The sequence below is a fragment of the Haloarchaeobius caseinilyticus genome (assembly GCF_051207395.1).
Classification (GTDB): domain Archaea; phylum Halobacteriota; class Halobacteria; order Halobacteriales; family Natrialbaceae; genus Haloarchaeobius.
Genome location: NZ_JBPJZC010000003.1, coordinates 840,281 through 857,054, shown reverse-complemented (window position 1 = coordinate 857,054; position 16,774 = coordinate 840,281). Strand labels below are relative to the sequence as shown.

General features: G+C 64.4%; 14 protein-coding genes. 12 read left to right on the top strand and 2 right to left on the bottom strand.

Features of this window, described 5'->3' with window-relative positions:
* The 10 genes from ACSC1P_RS16935 (at position 1) to ACSC1P_RS16890 (ending at position 11,596) form a co-directional block, all read left to right on the top strand.
* Positions 1–2,937, top strand: a complete 2,937-nt coding sequence (locus ACSC1P_RS16935) for a DNA-directed RNA polymerase subunit A' (RefSeq protein WP_435361376.1) — start codon at positions 1–3, stop codon at positions 2,935–2,937.
* On the top strand, positions 2,930–4,141 hold the full coding sequence (gene rpoA2 / locus ACSC1P_RS16930; protein WP_435361375.1) for a DNA-directed RNA polymerase subunit A'': 1,212 nt from the start codon (positions 2,930–2,932) through the stop codon (positions 4,139–4,141). The genes ACSC1P_RS16935 and rpoA2 overlap by 8 nt, the downstream gene beginning before the upstream one ends.
* Before the next feature lie 5 nt (positions 4,142–4,146).
* Positions 4,147–4,566, top strand: coding sequence for a NusA-like transcription termination signal-binding factor (locus ACSC1P_RS16925; RefSeq protein ID WP_435361374.1), 420 nt, complete (start codon positions 4,147–4,149; stop codon positions 4,564–4,566).
* Positions 4,567–4,680: 114 nt separating this feature from the next.
* On the top strand, positions 4,681–5,844 hold the full coding sequence (locus ACSC1P_RS16920) for a tubulin/FtsZ family protein (RefSeq protein ID WP_435361373.1): 1,164 nt from the start codon (positions 4,681–4,683) through the stop codon (positions 5,842–5,844).
* A gap of 74 nt (positions 5,845–5,918) precedes the next feature.
* Positions 5,919–7,793 carry a PAS domain S-box protein gene (locus ACSC1P_RS16915; protein WP_435361372.1) on the top strand — a complete coding sequence of 625 codons (1,875 nt, stop codon included), beginning with the start codon at positions 5,919–5,921 and terminating at the stop codon, positions 7,791–7,793.
* A gap of 575 nt (positions 7,794–8,368) precedes the next feature.
* Complete coding sequence (locus ACSC1P_RS16910) at positions 8,369–8,797, top strand: 30S ribosomal protein S12 (RefSeq protein ID WP_435334789.1); 429 nt, start codon at positions 8,369–8,371, stop codon at positions 8,795–8,797.
* A gap of 2 nt (positions 8,798–8,799) precedes the next feature.
* Positions 8,800–9,414 carry a 30S ribosomal protein S7 gene (locus ACSC1P_RS16905; protein WP_435361371.1) on the top strand — a complete coding sequence of 205 codons (615 nt, stop codon included), beginning with the start codon at positions 8,800–8,802 and terminating at the stop codon, positions 9,412–9,414.
* Positions 9,415–9,548: 134 nt separating this feature from the next.
* The gene (locus ACSC1P_RS16900) at positions 9,549–10,148 is read left to right on the top strand and encodes a biotin transporter BioY (protein WP_435361370.1); all 600 of its coding nucleotides are present in this window, start codon (positions 9,549–9,551) and stop codon (positions 10,146–10,148) included.
* Positions 10,148–10,852 carry an energy-coupling factor ABC transporter ATP-binding protein gene (locus tag ACSC1P_RS16895; RefSeq protein ID WP_435361369.1) on the top strand — a complete coding sequence of 235 codons (705 nt, stop codon included), beginning with the start codon at positions 10,148–10,150 and terminating at the stop codon, positions 10,850–10,852. Before ACSC1P_RS16900 ends, ACSC1P_RS16895 begins: the two co-directional genes overlap by 1 nt.
* A gap of 9 nt (positions 10,853–10,861) precedes the next feature.
* On the top strand, positions 10,862–11,596 hold the full coding sequence (locus ACSC1P_RS16890) for an energy-coupling factor transporter transmembrane component T family protein (protein ID WP_435361368.1): 735 nt from the start codon (positions 10,862–10,864) through the stop codon (positions 11,594–11,596).
* Between the two features lie 18 nt (positions 11,597–11,614).
* Here ACSC1P_RS16890 and ACSC1P_RS16885 read toward each other — a convergent pair whose 3' ends face one another.
* Both ACSC1P_RS16885 and ACSC1P_RS16880 read right to left on the bottom strand, forming a co-directional pair.
* A complete protein-coding gene (locus ACSC1P_RS16885; protein WP_435361367.1) occupies positions 11,615–12,943 on the bottom strand; it encodes a serpin family protein in 1,329 nt (442 codons plus the stop codon).
* Between the two features lie 104 nt (positions 12,944–13,047).
* Positions 13,048–13,800: a DUF5781 family protein gene (locus ACSC1P_RS16880; protein ID WP_435361366.1), complete on the bottom strand. Its 753-nt coding sequence runs from the start codon at positions 13,798–13,800 to the stop codon at positions 13,048–13,050.
* Between the two features lie 207 nt (positions 13,801–14,007).
* On the opposite strand from ACSC1P_RS16880, the gene ACSC1P_RS16875 reads away from it, so the two are divergent.
* Together ACSC1P_RS16875 and ACSC1P_RS16870 are read left to right on the top strand one after the other, a co-directional pair.
* Positions 14,008–16,194, top strand: a complete 2,187-nt coding sequence (locus ACSC1P_RS16875; protein ID WP_435361365.1) for an elongation factor EF-2 — start codon at positions 14,008–14,010, stop codon at positions 16,192–16,194.
* A gap of 121 nt (positions 16,195–16,315) precedes the next feature.
* Positions 16,316–16,654, top strand: coding sequence for a hypothetical protein (locus ACSC1P_RS16870; RefSeq protein WP_435361364.1), 339 nt, complete (start codon positions 16,316–16,318; stop codon positions 16,652–16,654).
* The last annotated feature ends 120 nt before the right edge of the window (positions 16,655–16,774 follow it).

Sequence of the window (16,774 nt, the reverse complement as noted above, 5' to 3'; positions counted from 1 at the left end):
ATGGTAAGCTCATCGACACCGAAGGAGATCGGCGAGATCAACTTCGGACTCATGGACCCGGAGGAGTATCGGGAGATGTCCGCCACGAAGATCATCACGGCGGACACCTACGACGACGACGGTTTCCCCATCGACATGGGGCTGATGGACCCGCGACTGGGCGTCATCGACCCCGGGCTGGAGTGTAAGACCTGCGGGAAGCACTCCGGGTCGTGTAACGGGCACTTCGGTCACATCGAACTGGCCGCGCCCGTCATCCACGTGGGCTTTACGAAGCTCATCCGTCGCCTGCTGCGCGGTACCTGTCGCGAGTGTTCGTGCCTCCTGCTGACGGAGGACGAGCGCGACGAGTTCCACGCACAGCTCGACCAGACGCGCTCGCTCGGGCGTGACCTGAACGACGTGACGAAGGCTGCGATTCGACAGGCTCGCAAGAAGGACCGCTGTCCCTTCTGTGGCGAGATTCAGTTCGACATCCAGCACGAGAAGCCGACGACGTACTACGAGGTCCAGCAGGTGCTGACCTCGGAGTACTCCCAGCGCATCGCCGCCGCGATGCAGCCCGACCCCGACGACGAGGAGGACCAGGGGATGGGCCGCGAGGAACTCGCGAACGAGACGGGCATCGACCTCTCTCGGGTCAACCAGATTCTCTCGGGTGAGTTCCGCCCGCGCGAGTCCGACCGCAAGGCGCTGGAGAAGTCCCTCGACATCGACCTGACCGAGGAAGACATGAACAAGCTGATGCCCTCGGACATTCGCGACTGGTTCGAGGACATCCCGGACGAGGACATCGAGGTGCTCGGTATCAGCTCCGAGAAGTCCCGTCCCGAGTGGATGATTCTGACCGTCCTGCCGGTCCCGCCGGTGACGGCGCGACCGTCGATTACGCTGGACAACGGCCAGCGCTCCGAGGACGACCTCACACACAAGCTGGTCGACATCATCCGCATCAACCAGCGGTTCATGGAGAACCGCGAGGCTGGTGCCCCGCAACTCATCATCGAGGACCTGTGGGAACTGCTCCAGTACCACGTGACCACGTTCATGGACAACGAGATTTCGGGCACGCCGCCGGCGCGACACCGCTCCGGCCGCCCGCTCAAGACGCTCTCGCAGCGTCTCAAGGGCAAGGAAGGACGCTTCCGTGGCTCGCTGTCCGGCAAGCGTGTGAACTTCTCGGCTCGTACCGTCATCTCGCCGGACCCGACGCTCTCACTGAACGAGGTCGGTGTCCCGGACCGCGTCGCCAAGGAGATGACGCAGACGATGAACGTCACCGAGCGCAACTTAGACGACGCACAGCGCTACGTCCGCAACGGCCCCGAGGGCCACCCGGGCGCGAACTACGTGCGTCGACCGGACAACCGTCGCCTGAAGGTGACGGAGAAGAACTGCGAGGAACTCTCGGAAAAGATCGAACCCGGCTGGGAGGTCAACCGACACCTCATCGACGGGGACATCGTCATCTTCAACCGGCAGCCCTCGCTGCACCGGATGTCCATCATGGCCCACGAAGTGGTCGTGATGCCGTACAAGACGTTCCGGCTGAACACCGTCGTTTGCCCGCCGTACAACGCTGACTTCGACGGTGACGAGATGAACATGCACGCGCTCCAGAACGAGGAGGCACGCGCCGAGGCGCGCGTCCTCATGCGTGTGCAAGAGCAGATTCTCAGCCCGCGCTTCGGGAAGGCCATCATCGGGGCCATCCAGGACCACATTTCGGGCACCTACCTGCTCACCCACGAGAATCCGCACTTCAACGAGACGCAGGCACTCGACCTGCTGCGTGCGACCCGCATCGACGAACTGCCCGACCCCTCCGGCGAGGAGAACGGCGTTCCGTACTGGACGGGCCGCGCGCTGTTCTCGGAACTGCTGCCCGACGACCTCAACCTCGAGTTCGACTCGTCGACCGGCGACACCGTCGTCATCGAAGACGGGCAGCTCGTCGAGGGGACCATCGACGAGGACGCAGTCGGTGCGTTCGACGGGGAGATCGTCGACACCATCACGAAGGTGTACGGCAACTCGCGTGCACGCATCTTCATCAACGAAATCGCGTCGCTCGCCATGCGGTCCATCATGCACTTCGGGTTCTCCATTGGGATCGACGACGAGACCATCCCGCTCGAGGCACAGGAGCGCATCAACGAGACCATCGAGGACGCGGAGGCACGTGTCCAGGAACTCATCAAGACGTACGACGCGGGCGAACTCGAATCGCTGCCGGGTCGGACCGTCGACGAGACGCTGGAGATGAAGATCATGCAGACGCTCGGAAAGGCGCGTGACAACGCTGGTGACATCGCCGAGGAGCACTTCGGCGAGGACAACCCGGCAGTCGTCATGGCCAAGTCCGGTGCGCGTGGGTCCATCCTGAACCTGACCCAGATGGCCGGCTGTGTCGGACAGCAGGCAGTCCGCGGCGAGCGTATCAACCGTGGCTACGAGAACCGTACGCTGAGCCACTTCAAGGAGAACGACCTCTCCTCGAAGGCACACGGCTTCGTCGAGCACAGCTATACCGGCGGCCTCGAACCGCGTGAGTTCTTCTTCCACGCGATGGGTGGCCGCGAGGGGCTGGTCGACACGGCAGTCCGTACCTCGAAGTCCGGCTACCTGCAGCGCCGCCTGATGAACGCGATGGCCGAACTCGAAGCGCAGTACGACGGCACGGTGCGCGACACCAACGACCGCATCGTCCAGTTCGAGTACGGTGAGGACAACACGAGCCCGGTGAAAGTGGCATACGACGCAGATTCGGAGATCGACGTGGACCAGATCACGGACCGCATCGTCGAGAACGAGTTCGCCACCGACCAGGCGAAAGCAGAGTTCCTCGGCGAGCAGGCTCGCCCGACGGACCTGTCCGAGCACGCGGAATCACGTCGGAATCCCGACCTCCTTCAGGGGGTGGAGTCGGATGACTGAGTTCGACGTTTCCGAAGACGTCGAGGCAGTCGTGACCGACACGGAACTCCCGCGTCGCCTCCGTGAAGAGGTTTACCGCGTCGTCGAAGCCCGTGGCCTCGGCATCGAGGAAGCGGACGAAGTCGCCCGTGCAGTCGAGAACCGCTATCTCGACACCCGAGTGGACGCGCTCGACCCCGTCGGGGTCGTCTCGGCGCAGTCCATCGGTGAGCCGGGGACGCAGCTGACGATGAACACGTTCCACTACGCGGGTGTCGCAGAGATCGACGTCACGCAGGGCCTGCCACGGCTCATCGAGCTGGTGGACGCCCGCAAGACGCCCGACACGCCGATGATGACGGTGTATCTCGAAGACGAGTACGCCACCAACCGCGAGAAGGCACACGAAGTCGTCTGGCAGATCGAGGCGACGAAGATTCTCGCACTGGGTGACATCTCGACGAACGTCGCCGACATGCGCGTACAGGTCAGTCTGAACCCGGACACGCTCCAGGAGCGCTGGCCGACGATGGAGAGCACCGACGAGATCGCTGGCGAAGTCGCGGAGATCATCCAGGACTCGCTCGGCGTCAAGACCGTCCAGCAGGGGGCGAACATCCAGTTCGGCCCCGAAGAGCCGTCGTACCGTGACCTGCTCCAGCTGGTCGAAGAACTGCGTGAGATTACCTTCAAGGGTATCGAGGAAGTCTCGCGTGTCGTCATCCGGAAGGAAGACCTCGAAGAGGAGTCGACGGAGGCCGAGGACAACAAGGAGTTCGTCCTCTACACGGAGGGGTCGGCGTTCGGCGACGTGCTCACCATCGAGGGCGTCGACGCATCGCGCTCGACGTGTAACAACATCCACGAGATCTACGGCGAACTCGGTGTCGAGGCGGCCCGCGAGGCCATCATCGAGGAGACGAGCAACACGCTGAAAGAGCAGGGTCTCTCGGACGTGAACGTCCGGCACCTGATGCTCGTCGCGGACATCATGACGAACCGCGGCGAGATCGAGTCCATCGGTCGCCACGGTATCAGTGGCAGCAAGGACTCTGTGCTGGCCCGTGCAGCGTACGAGGTCACGGTCAACCACCTGCTCGACGCCGCCATCCACGGTCGCGTCGACGACCTCAACGGTGTCGTCGAGAACGTCATCGCCGGCAAGCCGGTACGCATCGGGACTGGCGACGTCGACCTGCGGATGGGTAGCGTCGGCGGAGACTGAGACGAATGGGCATCACGCTGGACGGTGACGCGCTCCAGTTCATCGCCACGTTCGAGGCGGTCACCGGTGCGGACGCCTCGGACTGTGTCGTCGAAGACGACCGGTTGTTGCTGGTCGTCGCGCCCGGCGACATGCCCGACGCCATCGGCCCCGGTGGCGCGCACGTCCGCGAGTTCGAAGAACAGGTCGGCCGCGAGGTCAAACTCGTCGAAGACTCGGACGACCCGGCGGACTTCGTCGCGAACGCGCTGGCCCCGGCGGCGGTGTACAACGTGACCATCAGCGAGGGCGACGAGACCGTCGCCTACGTCGAGGTCGCACAGGAAGACCACGGCGTCGCTATCGGTCGCGGTGGGCGGACCATCGAGGCCGCGAGGACGCTCGCAGGGCGTCACTTCGACATCGACGACATCCAGCTGACCTGATTCGGACCTCTCACGGTCCGAACATCTCGTTTCCCTGCAGAAACTTATCTACTCGGAGAGCGTACAGGTAGCCGATATTATGTCTGGTACTCGAACAGCGGGGGGTGTTGCACAGTGAAACTCGCGATGATCGGCTTCGGGCAGGCAGGGGGGAAGATCGTCGACCGCTTCATCGAGTTCGACCGGCAGACGCGCGGAAAGACCGTGCGTGCGGCTATCGCAGTAAACTCGGCGAGTGCGGACTTACAGGGACTGAATAACATCGCGCCGGAGCGTCGCGTCCTCATCGGGCAGACGCGAGTGAAGGGTCACGGCGTCGGCGCGGACAACGAACTCGGGGCGGAGGTCGCAGCGGAGGACATCGCGGAGATTCAGGCGGCACTGGACGGCGTTCCGACCCACGAGGTCGACGCGTTCCTCATCGTCGCGGGTCTCGGCGGCGGCACGGGCAGCGGTGGCGCGCCGGTGCTGGCGAAGCACCTGAAGCGCATCTACAGCGAACCGGTGTACGGACTGGGAGTCATCCCGGGCACCGAGGAGGGCGGCATCTACACGTTGAACGCAGCACGCTCGTTCCAGACCTTCGTGCGCGAGGTGGACAACCTCATCGTGTTCGACAACGACGCGTGGCGACAGACTGGCGAATCCGTCGAAGGTGGCTACGCCGCCATCAACGAGGAACTCGTCCGCCGACTCGGCGTGCTGTTCGGTGCGGGTGAGGTCGACCCCGGCGATGCCGTCGCAGAGAGTGTCGTCGACTCCTCGGAGATAATCAACACGCTCGCCAACGGCGGCGTGTCGACCATCGGCTACGCGGTCGAGCAACTGGAGTCGGAGAACGGTGGGCTCTTCTCGCGCTTTGCGAAGAAGGACCTCGACGAGGTCGACGAGACCAACCGCATCACCTCGCTGGTTCGCAAGGCGACCCTCGGGCGACTCACGCTGCCCTGTGAGGTACAGGGTGCAGAGCGGGGGTTGCTCGTGGTTGCTGGGCCGCCGGAGCGACTCAACCGCAAGGGCATCGAGCGCGGCCGCAAGTGGCTCGAAGAGCAGACCGGCTCGATGGAGATTCGCGGCGGCGACTACCCACTCCCGAAGGAGCAGTCGGTCGCGGCGGTCGTCCTGCTCTCTGGTGTGACCAACGTGCCGCGCATCAAGGCACTCCAGCAGGTCGCCATCGAGGCGATGGAGAACATCGAAGAGTTGCGCAACGAGTCGGACGCGAAACTCGCCGACTTGCTCGCGACCGGGGACGAAGAACTGACGCCGCTGTTCTGAGTCGGTCGGGTTCCCGAAATTCGTTTTGCAGGACTGCCAGCACGTTTAGTAGCGCCCACGTAAATCGTGGTGCTATGGTGACGCCGATTCAGGTGGTGCTGGTGGGCACGGCGTCGACGAACGACGGGTTGCTGGCCGAGCGGACGGCGTTCGCGGTCGAGCGGGTGCCGGATATCGTGGCGCTCCGCGAGCGACTGTCGACCGGCGACGACGATATCGAGTGTGTCGTCACCGGCCACGACCCGGCCGGTGTCGACTGTCTGGCGGTTCTCGCAGCGGTCGACGGGCGTGTCCCAGTCGTCGTGGCGACACAGCACGGGTCCGAGGAACTGGCTGGCGACGCGGTCGCGGCCGGTGCTGCGGGCTATTTGCCCGTGGCTCCCGATGCTGCGGGTGAGCGGCTCGCAAAGCGCGTCTCGGCCGCGGTCGCCGACGTGCGAGCGCGGTCGGTCAGCGACACGACTGTGAGCGACGAGGATGAAACCACAGCCGACGACGACGCTTCGGTCAGTCCCGAGCGCCGCGTCCTCGCCGAACAGTACGAAACCGTCGTCGAGACGGTCCCCGCGGGCGTGTTCGTCCTCGACGCCGACGGGCGAATCCTCGGCGGCAACACACGTGGGGCGGAACTCCTCGGCGCTTCGCAGTCGGCCCTCGTCGGCACGTCTGTCCTCGACCTGGTCGACGAGGGCGTCGTCGACGCTCGGGTAATCGAACAGTACGCGGCGGCCGCCCGCGACCTCGTGACCGGCGACGCGGAGACGGCCACGGTCCGCTGTCCCGCCACGTTCGATGGCGAAGAACGGACCTACGAGGTGCGAATCGCACCGCGCTCACCCGGTCCCGACGGCGAATTCCGCGGGACCATCGGTATCCTGCGCGACGTGACCGACCAAGAGCGTCGCCGTGACGAACTCGAACGCTACGAGACTATCATCGAGTCGCTGGCCGACCCCGTGTGGGCCGTCGACAGCAGTGGCGTCGGCACGTTCGCGAATCAGGCGTACGAGGAGCGGTTCGGGTGGACGCAGGACGCCGTCGACGACGGTGCAGTCCACTTCACCGACACGCTGACCGACGAAGCCACCCGGACTATTCTCGACGCGACGGCGGAACTGGTCGGTCCGGGCGGTCCCGACCGGACCACGGTCGAGGTCGAGATGGTGACCGACGACGGTCGGACGATTCCGGTCGAGGACCACCTCGGACCGCTCCCAAGCGACGACGGCGAGTTCCGCGGCATGGCCGGCGTCGCCCGCGACGTGAGTGACCGCAAGCGACGCGAACGACGACTACAGGTACTGAAGCGCGTTCTCCGGCACAATCTCGGGAACGACATGACGGTCATCGCAGGCTACGCCGACTTGCTCGCGACGGACGCGAGTTCGCCCGAGCAGGAAGCGCGCGCCGAGACCATCCGCGAGGTCGCCGAGCGACTCGTCGACGCGAGCCACAAGGTCCGCCAGTTAGAGAGCATCATCGACCACGAGCCAGCCGATCGCAGGGCGCTCGACGTGGCTGCGCTGGTCGACGCCGCGGTCGGGCGCGTCAGCGAGCGATTCCCCGCAGCCGACATCTCGGTCACGCGCCCGGACGAGTGCTACGTCTCGGCGCACACCGGCCTCCAACACGCGGTCGAACAGGTGCTCGAAAACGCCGTCGAACACAACGACCGCGACACACCGTCGGTCACCGTTGCTGCTCGGTGTGATGCTGAGTGGGTCGAGTTCGAAGTCGTCGACGACGGCCCCGGGACACCGCTGCAAGAGCGCCAGGCCGTGACCGACGGGGACGCGACGCCGGTCGACCACGGCAACGGGGTCGGCCTCTCCGTCATCGAACTGGTCGTCGACTCGCTGGAAGGAGAGATGACTATCGAGGATGCTGGTGACGACGATAGTGAGACTGGGACCGTGGTGACGTTGCGACTGCCTGCTGCGGAGACGTGATTGGCTGTTGTGTCGGTGGTCGTGATCGCTGGTGCTGTCGTGGTCACTCTCGTGTTTGCTGGTATTGCAAAGCAGTTCTCGAATCGTGGTGCACATGACCGCAGCCACACCCTCCCCAACCGATTGTGTCCCCAGAAATCTTCGATTTCTGGTGTACTCACGAGATGCACTGCGTCTCGTGACTGCTCCTCGGCCTTCGGCCTGCGGTGCTCATCCCTCGCGCGATACCGACTCGCAGTCTCGCTCGACATGCTCTCCAGTGCGCGCCAGAGTGTTTGTGGCGGCTCGCGTCGCCGGGTCTTTCTCGTAAAAGCCGGGGATGCGTGAATCCATGTCCTCACCCACCGAAGCGCAGTACAAAACGGTTACAGATTCCGTACTCTCTCCGTTCCGCAGGATTCCGGAACGAACGCCGCTGAGAGCACCTTATCGGGTAAGACCCGCTGAGAGTGCGTATCTCCGAATCACGAAACGGCCTCAGATTCCTCCTTTGCCCCCTCTCGTGCCCGCACAACCCGTAACTCCCGAGCGAAAGAGGGAGGCTTAAGTGCCTTCGTCAGATAGCCTCTGGTACTATGGCAAACGGCAAATACGCCGCTCGCAAACTGAAGAAGGACCGCCAGAACCAGCGGTGGTCCGACTCGAAGTACGCCCGACGTGAACGCGGGCTTCGCAAGAAGTCTGACCCCCTCGAGGGTGCACCGCAGGGTCGCGGTATCGTCCTCGAGAAGGTCGGCATCGAAGCAAAGCAGCCGAACTCGGCAATCCGGAAGTGTGTCCGTGTTCAGCTCATCAAGAACGGGAAACAGGTCACCGCGTTCTGTCCCGGTGACGGTGCGATTTCCTTCATCGACGAGCACGACGAAGTCACCATCGCCGGTATCGGTGGTGCGAAGGGTCGCGCGATGGGTGACCTCTCCGGTGTCAACTACAAGGTCGAGAAGGTCAACGGTGTCTCGATGATCGAACTGGTTCGCGGTAACGCAGAGAAACCGGTGCGCTAATCATGGCGGCAGAAGACTCCCCCGAGCCGGAGAAGCCCGCCGGCACCGACGACGAGGGCGCACGTGCGAAGCTGTTCGCCACGTGGGACATCACGGACATCGAGTACCGTGACCCCTCCACGGAGCGCTACATCACTGTGACGCCCATCGCGCACACGATGGGCCGCCACGCGTCGAAGCAGTTCAAGAAGTCCGAGATCTCCATCGTCGAGCGACTCATCAACCGCATGATGCAGACGGAGGACAACACGGGCAAGAAGCAGAAGACGCTCAACATCGTCCGTGACGCCTTCCACATCATCGAAGACCGCACGGAGGAGAACCCGATTCAGGTTCTCGTCCGCGCCGTCGAGAACGCCGCCCCGCGTGAGGAGACCGTCCGCCTCAAGTACGGTGGCATCTCGGTCCCGAAGGCAGTCGACGTGGCCCCGCAGCGCCGCGTCGACCAGTCCCTGAAGTTCATCGCCGACGGTGCGTTCAGTGCGTCCTACAAGACGCCGACGTCCGCCGCCGAGGCACTCGCACAGCAGATCATCGGTGCGGCCAACTACGACGTCCAGACGCACGCCATCAACCAGAAGGAAGAGAAAGAGCGCGTCGCGGCCGCGGCCCGCTAAACTCTGCGAATCTTCTCTCGTCTTTTCACCCCTCGTGAGCCGTTGCTGCGGTGGTCGCTGTCGCTGGTTCTCCCGTCGCACCCACCGCTTGTCAACCGGTACGATTTTGCAGGTTGACGAGGGAGTTTGCGTGTATGGCAGAACGTGAGCGCAGTTCGGAGGAGTACGGGAACGTCGACCTCGTCGGCGACGAGACGGTCAAGATGGTGGCAGCATCGGCGATGTTCGCCGCACTGACAGCGGCCCTCGCACAGGTGTCGATTCCGATGCCTGCCGGGATGCCACCGGTGACGGTACAGACCACCGCGGTGTTCCTCGCGGGGCTGTTGCTCGGTGCCCGATGGGCTGGGTTCTCGATGGTGCTGTACCTGCTGACAGGCGCGGCCGGCGCACCGGTGTTCGCGAACGGCAGCGGCGGGTTCGGGTCACTGGTAGGGTACACCGGTGGCTTCCTGTTCGGCTACCTACTCGCGGCGGTGGTAATCGGTGCAGTCGTCCACCGTGGGCTCGGTCGGCGGCCGCTCTCGCAGGTTTCGGTCGTGACGCAGGTCGGTGCAGTCGTCCTCGGCATCGCCATCATCTACGTCCTCGGGACGCCGTGGATGGCGTCGGTGCTCGGACTGTCGATGCAGAAGGCGTTCGCGACGATGCTCCCCTACCTCCCCGGTGACCTCATCGAGATGGCGGCCGTCGTCGCGCTCGTTCGTGCGGGCGACCTCGACGGAATGGTCTGATGATACAGGTCACGGACCTGGTTCACCGATTCGGTGACCATCGCGCGCTCGACGGCGTCTCGCTCACCATCGGAGACGGTGCGTTCGTCCTGCTCGTCGGTGCGAACGGCAGCGGAAAGACGACGCTCGTGCGTCACTGCAACGGCCTCCTCGAACCCGACTCGGGGACCGTCGAAGTCGATGGTTCGCTGGTTTCGGCGAACCCCGTCGCAGCGCGGACCAGCGTCGGGATGGTGTTCCAGCACCCCCGCGACCAGTTGGTCGCCGCCACTATCGGCGCGGACGTGGCGTTCGGTCCCGAGAATCTTGGACTCGCCCGCGAAGAAATCGACCGCCGGGTCGCGGACTCGCTCTCGGCCGTCGGCATGGACGGTCGTGAGCACGAACGCGTCGACGAACTCTCCGGTGGGGAGCAATCGCGGGTCGCCATCGCGGGGGCGCTCGCGATGGACCCCAGCCACCTCGTGCTGGACGAACCGTTCGCCGGACTCGACAAGCGGGCGCGCCAGTCTGTCCTGAGGCGACTCGACGACTTGCACGCGGCCGGGACGAGCGTCGTCGTCGTCACGCACGACCTGCGTGACCTGCTCGACCGAGCGGACCGCGTGGTCGCGATGGCCGACGGTCGGGTCGTCGTAGACGGTTCACCGACCGAGATTCGGGCGGAACTCGGCGACCTCACCGTCGACGTTCCACCGGTGTAGCACCTGTCCATGCTCTCCTACACGTCGGGCGACTCGCTCGCCCATCGACTCGACGCCCGCGGGAAACTCGCCGTCCAGGTCGGGTTCGCTATCGCCGTCTTCGCGGACACGAACCCAGCGTGGCTCGGCGCGCTCGCTGTCTTCGCGCTGGGGGTGCTGGCCGTCGCGCGTCTCTCTCCGTTGGCCGTCCTTCGTGCGTATCGGTACGTCTTCGCGTTCTTGCTGGTCGGCCCGCTTCTCGCGGCGGTCACGCTCGGCCCGCCGTGGCTAGTCGCGGCGCGAGCGGTCGACTCTGCGTTCGCCATCTCCCGCGTCGTGCTCGTGCTGTTCGTGAGTGCGGCATACGTCACGACAACGCCGATTCGGGAGACGCGGGCGGCGGTTCAGCGACACGTTCCCGGGAAGGCGGGACGGCTCCTCGGCGTCGGAATGGCACTGACGCTCCGGTTTTTGCCGCTGCTTCGCCACGACGTACAGGCCATCAGGGACGCGATTCGCGCCCGTGGCGGTGACAATCGGTCGGTCGTGGACCGGACGCGGCGACTGCTACTGGTGAGTCTTTCGCGAGCACTTACGCGAGCGGACCGGCTGTCGGTCGCCTTGCAGGCCCGCTGTTTCTCGTGGAACCCGACACCGCCGGCAATGCGGTTCTCGCGGATTGATTTTGCGGTACTGGCTGTCGGTGCAGGACTGGGACTCGTCGGCATCGTTCGGACGCTCGCTCCGGTCGTCGGGGCATTCTGACCCTGGTTCGGACGCTGCTTACTGTGTGTCCTGTGCCGCACCAGCGTCGACCAGTCGCCCGAGGAACACAACGGAGTCGGTCTCCCGGTGCCGGATGGCGAACAGGAACGGCCGGTTCGCCTCGAACGTGAACGGGTCCATCGGTGCGGACTCGTCGCCGACGACGACGCCCGTCGCGGCGGTCGCTTCGGTCCCTTTCTCGTCGACCGCGACGAAGCTCTGGTGGACCACGTCGGTGATGGCAAGGCGTTCCTCGGTGCCTGGCTCGACCATGCCGCTGAAGTCGGCGAGCTTGTGGTCGAAGGCGTCGGGCATCCCGAGGGCTTTCAGCGTGTCGTTCAGGGCGACCTTCGAGCCGAATGTGAACTTCGGCAGGCGGACGGTCCCCTCGCGAGGTTCGAGTGCATCGAACAGTCCGTGGAGGCCGTCGGCGTCGAGTGACTCTTCGACCGACTCGAACTCGCCTTCGGCCGGGAGGACGACGACCATACTGGCCGCGTCACCCTCGTAGGGCAGTTCGAGAACCTGCACGCCGTCGACTTCGGCGTAGGGGAACTCCTCGTCGTGGCGCATCATCGGGACCGTAGACTCGGTCCCATCGAGCGCGGTGAACGTCGCGTCACCGGTCGCCCCCTCGGCGAAGGGGAGCGACCAGGCCGCCTTGAAGTACACCGCGTTGGTGGCGACGAGGCGAGTCAGGTCGGTGATAGCGCCTTCGGGGAGGAGGTCCACGATTTTGTCTTCGGTCTGGTCTTCGACCCAGTCGTTGATGGTCGCACGCGAGGGTTCGGGTTCACCGGCGAAGTCGAGCGTTCGCAGGCCAGCACCGTAGTTGACGGCGAGCGTGTCGAGATAGTTGTCCGAGAACGGGTACGACTCCTGGCCCCAGATGGCGTTGACGATGTCCAGTCGGAACGCCTCGTCGTCGGCGCCTTCAGGCAGTTCGAGCGCGAGGTCGAGGCGGTTGAACGTCGCGTGAAGGTCGGCCTGCTCGCCAGCGTAGTGCAGCGTCTCGGCTATCTGGGTCTCGGTCTCGCCTTTCGAACCGGCCCACACCATCGCCATCGCCAGCGAGATGCTCAGTGGGGAGACGAACAAATTCTCGCCCGCGGCCGCGGCGACCCGGTTGTGGTGGACGTCCAGGGCGAACTGGGTGTTCGCGCGAACCTGCGCGTCGAGGTCGCCCTCACTCACTGCGGGGTTCGTCTCGCGGTCGACGTTCGAGAGGAGTAGCCCCGGCGTCGCGCCGGCGGCGTCGCTCCGAAGCCCGCCTAGACAGCCCGCGAGCGCGGGCAACGAGAGCGCACCCGCGAGTGCGAGTACCTCTCTACGGTTCCAAGTGTGCATGCAGAACGAAACGCGTGCTGAACGTATCTCTTGTCCGTTAGATGAAACGCGCGTTTGACGAAACTGGGTCTCCGCAGTTTCCGCGGCTTCAACGTGCACTCCGGTCAGTCTGCCGCCTGGTGCCCGGAGAGCGCGTACTCTCGCGTCACGTCGACTAGCGCTTTGCGGTACTCGCTCTTGCTCGGGTCGTCGACCAGCGAGACGAACCGATGTTTGAATCGGTCGACGTTCACGTCGGGCGCGTCTCCCGCGGCGACGCGTGCGAGGTCGTACAGCGGGTGGTCGTCCGGCACGAGGTCGTGACGCTCTACGAGCGCGAGCGCGAACGCCGCGTTGACCGCCGTGATGTCCGGGTCGGCACCGGGTGTGATAGGGTTCAGGCCTGCTCGCGGTGGCGTCGGTTGGTCGGCGATGGCCGCGGCCAGACTCGATTCGAGGAACGAGACGAGTTTGTCCGCCGAGGAGACACGCATCGTGATGTCGTCGGCGTAGATGTCCTTCATGTGGTTCGCAATCTGGTAGCAGTGCGAGAGTTTGCGGCGTTCGACGCTGTTGCCGGCGAGACCGAGGTAGAGGGCTTCCCGAGTCGACTGCACGTGCGACGGGTGCTCCTCCTCGTAGCGAGCCATGTGCGCAAATTCGTGGACCGCCAGCTCTGTCGCCATCACGCTCGTCGCCGCTCGGAGAGAGATGTTGAGGACGTGGTGGTCCTCGTAGTGACCGGTCCACGTCCGCTCGTCCGGGTTCTCCCGGACGTGGACGTACACCGGTAACTCGACGTCTGCGTCGGTCTCGAAGAGGCCCTGGGCGCGGAGAAACGGCGCGGTCGGCCCGGAACCCTGTACACGAACATCCATGCTATCAGTCAACACGTAACGTATCGGTATGAGGATTGTGGCACCGTAGATAGGGTATCCGCGGTCGCAGTGGGACCGAACTGGTACGTACTGTGTCTACTATTGACGCACCGACGCGTTCTCAGCCGCCCGAAAACGGCCGACTCACGCAATTCCGCCCGAACGAAAACAGCATACTTTTACCCGCCCTGTCGGTACGCAACACCAATGGGTAGACGAAAGAAGATCGTCGAACAGTGCGAACGGCTGATGGACAACCCGGAGCACATCCGGAACATCGCCATCGCCGCGCACGTCGACCACGGTAAGACGACACTCACAGACAACCTGCTCGCTGGGACGGGCATGATCGCCGACGAAGGTGAGGCGACCAAGCTCATGATGGACACGGAAGAGGACGAGCAGGAACGTGGGATCACCATCGACGCGGCAAACGTGTCGATGACCCATGAAGTCGACGACCAGAACCACCTCATCAACCTCATCGACACGCCGGGCCACGTCGACTTCGGTGGCGACGTGACGCGTGCGATGCGTGCAGTCGACGGCGCACTCGTCGTCGTGGACGCAGTCGAGGGTGCCATGCCGCAGACGGAGACCGTCGTTCGGCAGGCGCTCCGTGAGGGCGTGAAGCCGGCCCTGTTCATCAACAAGGTCGACCGCCTCATTTCCGAACTGCAGGAAGGTCCCGAGGAGATGCAACAGCGTCTCCAGAAGGTCATCGGTAACGTCAACGAGCTCATCGCTGGCATGACCGAGGACATGGACGACGTCGACGACTGGACCGTCTCCGTGCAGGACGGCACCGTCGCGTTCGGGTCCGCCCTGTACATGTGGGGCGTCTCCGTCAACTCCATGCAGCGCACCGGCCTCGACTTCGGTGACATCATCGACCTCGAGCGCGCGGACAAGCGCCAGGAACTCCACGAGAAGACGCCGCTCTCGAACGTCGTGCTCGACATGGTCGTCGAGCACTTCCCGGACCCCATCGAGGCGCAGCCCCGTCGTATCCCGCGCATCTGGCGTGGTGACGACGAACTCGACGTCGCAGAGCAGATGCGTCTGGTTGACGACGACGGCGAAGTCGTCTTCATGTGTACCGACATCCACATGGACCCCCACGCGGGTGAAGTCGCCACGGGTCGTGTCTTCTCCGGGACGATGGAGAAGGGCCAGGACCTCTACGTCTCCGGTACTGCGGGCACCAACCGCCTCCAGTCCGTCGGCCTGTTCATGGGTGGCGAGCGCGAGGAAGTGGACCACGTTCCCGCAGGGAACATCGCGGCCGTCACTGGCCTGCGTGACGCCATCGCTGGCTCCACCATCTCCTCCATCGAGATGACGCCGTTCGAGTCCATCGAGCACATCTCGGAGCCGGTCATCACGAAGTCCGTCGAGGCGAAGAACATGGACGACCTGCCGAAGCTCATCGAGACGCTCCGTCAGGTCTCCAAGGAAGACCCGACCATCCAGATTACGATTAACGAGGACACTGGTGAGCACCTCATCTCCGGTCAGGGTGAGCTGCACCTGGAAGTCATCACGCAGCGCATCGAGCGCAACCAGGGCATCCCGGTCATCACTGGTGAGCCGATCGTCGTCTACCGCGAAGCGCCGCGCGCCGCGACGGACGAGGTCGAGGGCATCTCCCCGAACCGCCACAACCGGTTCTACATGACCCTCGAACCGATGAACGAGGACATCGTCGAGAAGATTCGTCTCGGCGAGGTCTCGATGGACATGCCCGAACTGGAGCGCCGTGAGGAGCTGCAGGAAGCCGGCATGGACAAGGACACGTCCCAGAACGTCGAGCACATCTTCGGGACGAACATCCTCATCGACGACACGAAGGGTATCCAGCACCTGAACGAGACGATGGAACTCGTCATCGAAGGTCTCGAAGAGGCCCTCGAAGACGGTCCGCTCGCCGGCGAGCCGGTCCAGGGCGCACTCCTGCGCCTGAAGGACGCCCGCCTGCACGAGGACACCATCCACCGTGGTCCCGCACAGGTCATCCCCGCAGTCCGCGAAGCAGTCCACCGCTCGCTCATCCACGCGGGCGTCGCACTGCTCGAGCCGATGCAGAACGTCCGCATCGACGTCCCGAACGACCACATGGGTGCTGCCTCCGGCGAGATTCAGGGTCGCCGTGGCCGCGTCGACGACATGTACCAGGAGGGTGACCTCATGGTCGTCGAAGGCGTCGCACCGGTCGACGAGATGATCGGCTTCTCCTCCGACATCCGCAGTGCGACCGAGGGTCGCGCGTCGTGGAACACGGAGAACGCCGGCTTCGAGTTCATGTCCGACAGTCTCCAGACGGACAAGATCATGGAGATTCGCGAGCGCAAGGGCATGAAGCTGGAGCTGCCCGAAGGCGCCGACTACCTGTAAGGCACTTCGTCTCTCTTTCTGTTCTTTGCTGTCGTCGAGCGACCAGCGTGTCGATTCACCAAACTGTCGTGTAGTCTTTCACAAAGTTTTTTACACACAGCGGTCGCAACGAAAGGCAATCGTGGCGTCTTCGTGCCCACACTGTGACCGAACGTGTCTCCCCGTCGGCGTCCGGACGACGGTCAGTTCGACGCCCATCGCCCCAGCAGGGGGTGGTGACGAGGGAACCGACGCCGACTCGGTCGACGGAGCGACCGCCGGTGAGCGAGAGGTGTTACACCAGCGGCGGGTCGACCTCGCGGACCGGACAGTCGTCGTTCGTGCAGTCGCGCTACGCCCGGACGACCCCGAACCGGTCGTCGCCCAGCGCTGCCCGTCCGCGGACTGTCCAGGTCACGACGATGCGACCGAGCGCATCGTCTCACACCTCGACCGGCTCGCGGCGACCTATCGCGACTGATGCTGATTCTCCATCGGCGCGAACGTCTCTGGCACGAGAGGAGAGATTTGCGAGTGGCTGAAGGCTTATATCGCTCGCTCGGGTCAGACGTAGATATGCACAGACGAATCGCCGTCTTCT

What these genes read in the sequence shown, in the direction of transcription:
- ACSC1P_RS16900 (WP_435361370.1), top strand. Translation starts at nt 9,549, where the DNA reads ATGGCAGAACGTGAGCGCAGTTCGGAGGAGTACGGGAACGTCGACCTC.
- ACSC1P_RS16875 (WP_435361365.1), top strand. Translation starts at nt 14,008, where the DNA reads ATGGGTAGACGAAAGAAGATCGTCGAACAGTGCGAACGGCTGATGGAC.
- ACSC1P_RS16910 (WP_435334789.1), top strand. Translation starts at nt 8,369, where the DNA reads ATGGCAAACGGCAAATACGCCGCTCGCAAACTGAAGAAGGACCGCCAG.
- ACSC1P_RS16895 (WP_435361369.1), top strand. Translation starts at nt 10,148, where the DNA reads ATGATACAGGTCACGGACCTGGTTCACCGATTCGGTGACCATCGCGCG.
- ACSC1P_RS16905 (WP_435361371.1), top strand. Translation starts at nt 8,800, where the DNA reads ATGGCGGCAGAAGACTCCCCCGAGCCGGAGAAGCCCGCCGGCACCGAC.
- rpoA2 (WP_435361375.1), top strand. Translation starts at nt 2,930, where the DNA reads ATGACTGAGTTCGACGTTTCCGAAGACGTCGAGGCAGTCGTGACCGAC.
- ACSC1P_RS16915 (WP_435361372.1), top strand. Translation starts at nt 5,919, where the DNA reads ATGGTGACGCCGATTCAGGTGGTGCTGGTGGGCACGGCGTCGACGAAC.
- ACSC1P_RS16880 (WP_435361366.1), bottom strand. Translation starts at nt 13,800, where the DNA reads ATGGATGTTCGTGTACAGGGTTCCGGGCCGACCGCGCCGTTTCTCCGC.
- ACSC1P_RS16885 (WP_435361367.1), bottom strand. Translation starts at nt 12,943, where the DNA reads ATGCACACTTGGAACCGTAGAGAGGTACTCGCACTCGCGGGTGCGCTC.
- ACSC1P_RS16925 (WP_435361374.1), top strand. Translation starts at nt 4,147, where the DNA reads ATGGGCATCACGCTGGACGGTGACGCGCTCCAGTTCATCGCCACGTTC.
- ACSC1P_RS16935 (WP_435361376.1), top strand. Translation starts at nt 1, where the DNA reads ATGGTAAGCTCATCGACACCGAAGGAGATCGGCGAGATCAACTTCGGA.
- ACSC1P_RS16890 (WP_435361368.1), top strand. Translation starts at nt 10,862, where the DNA reads ATGCTCTCCTACACGTCGGGCGACTCGCTCGCCCATCGACTCGACGCC.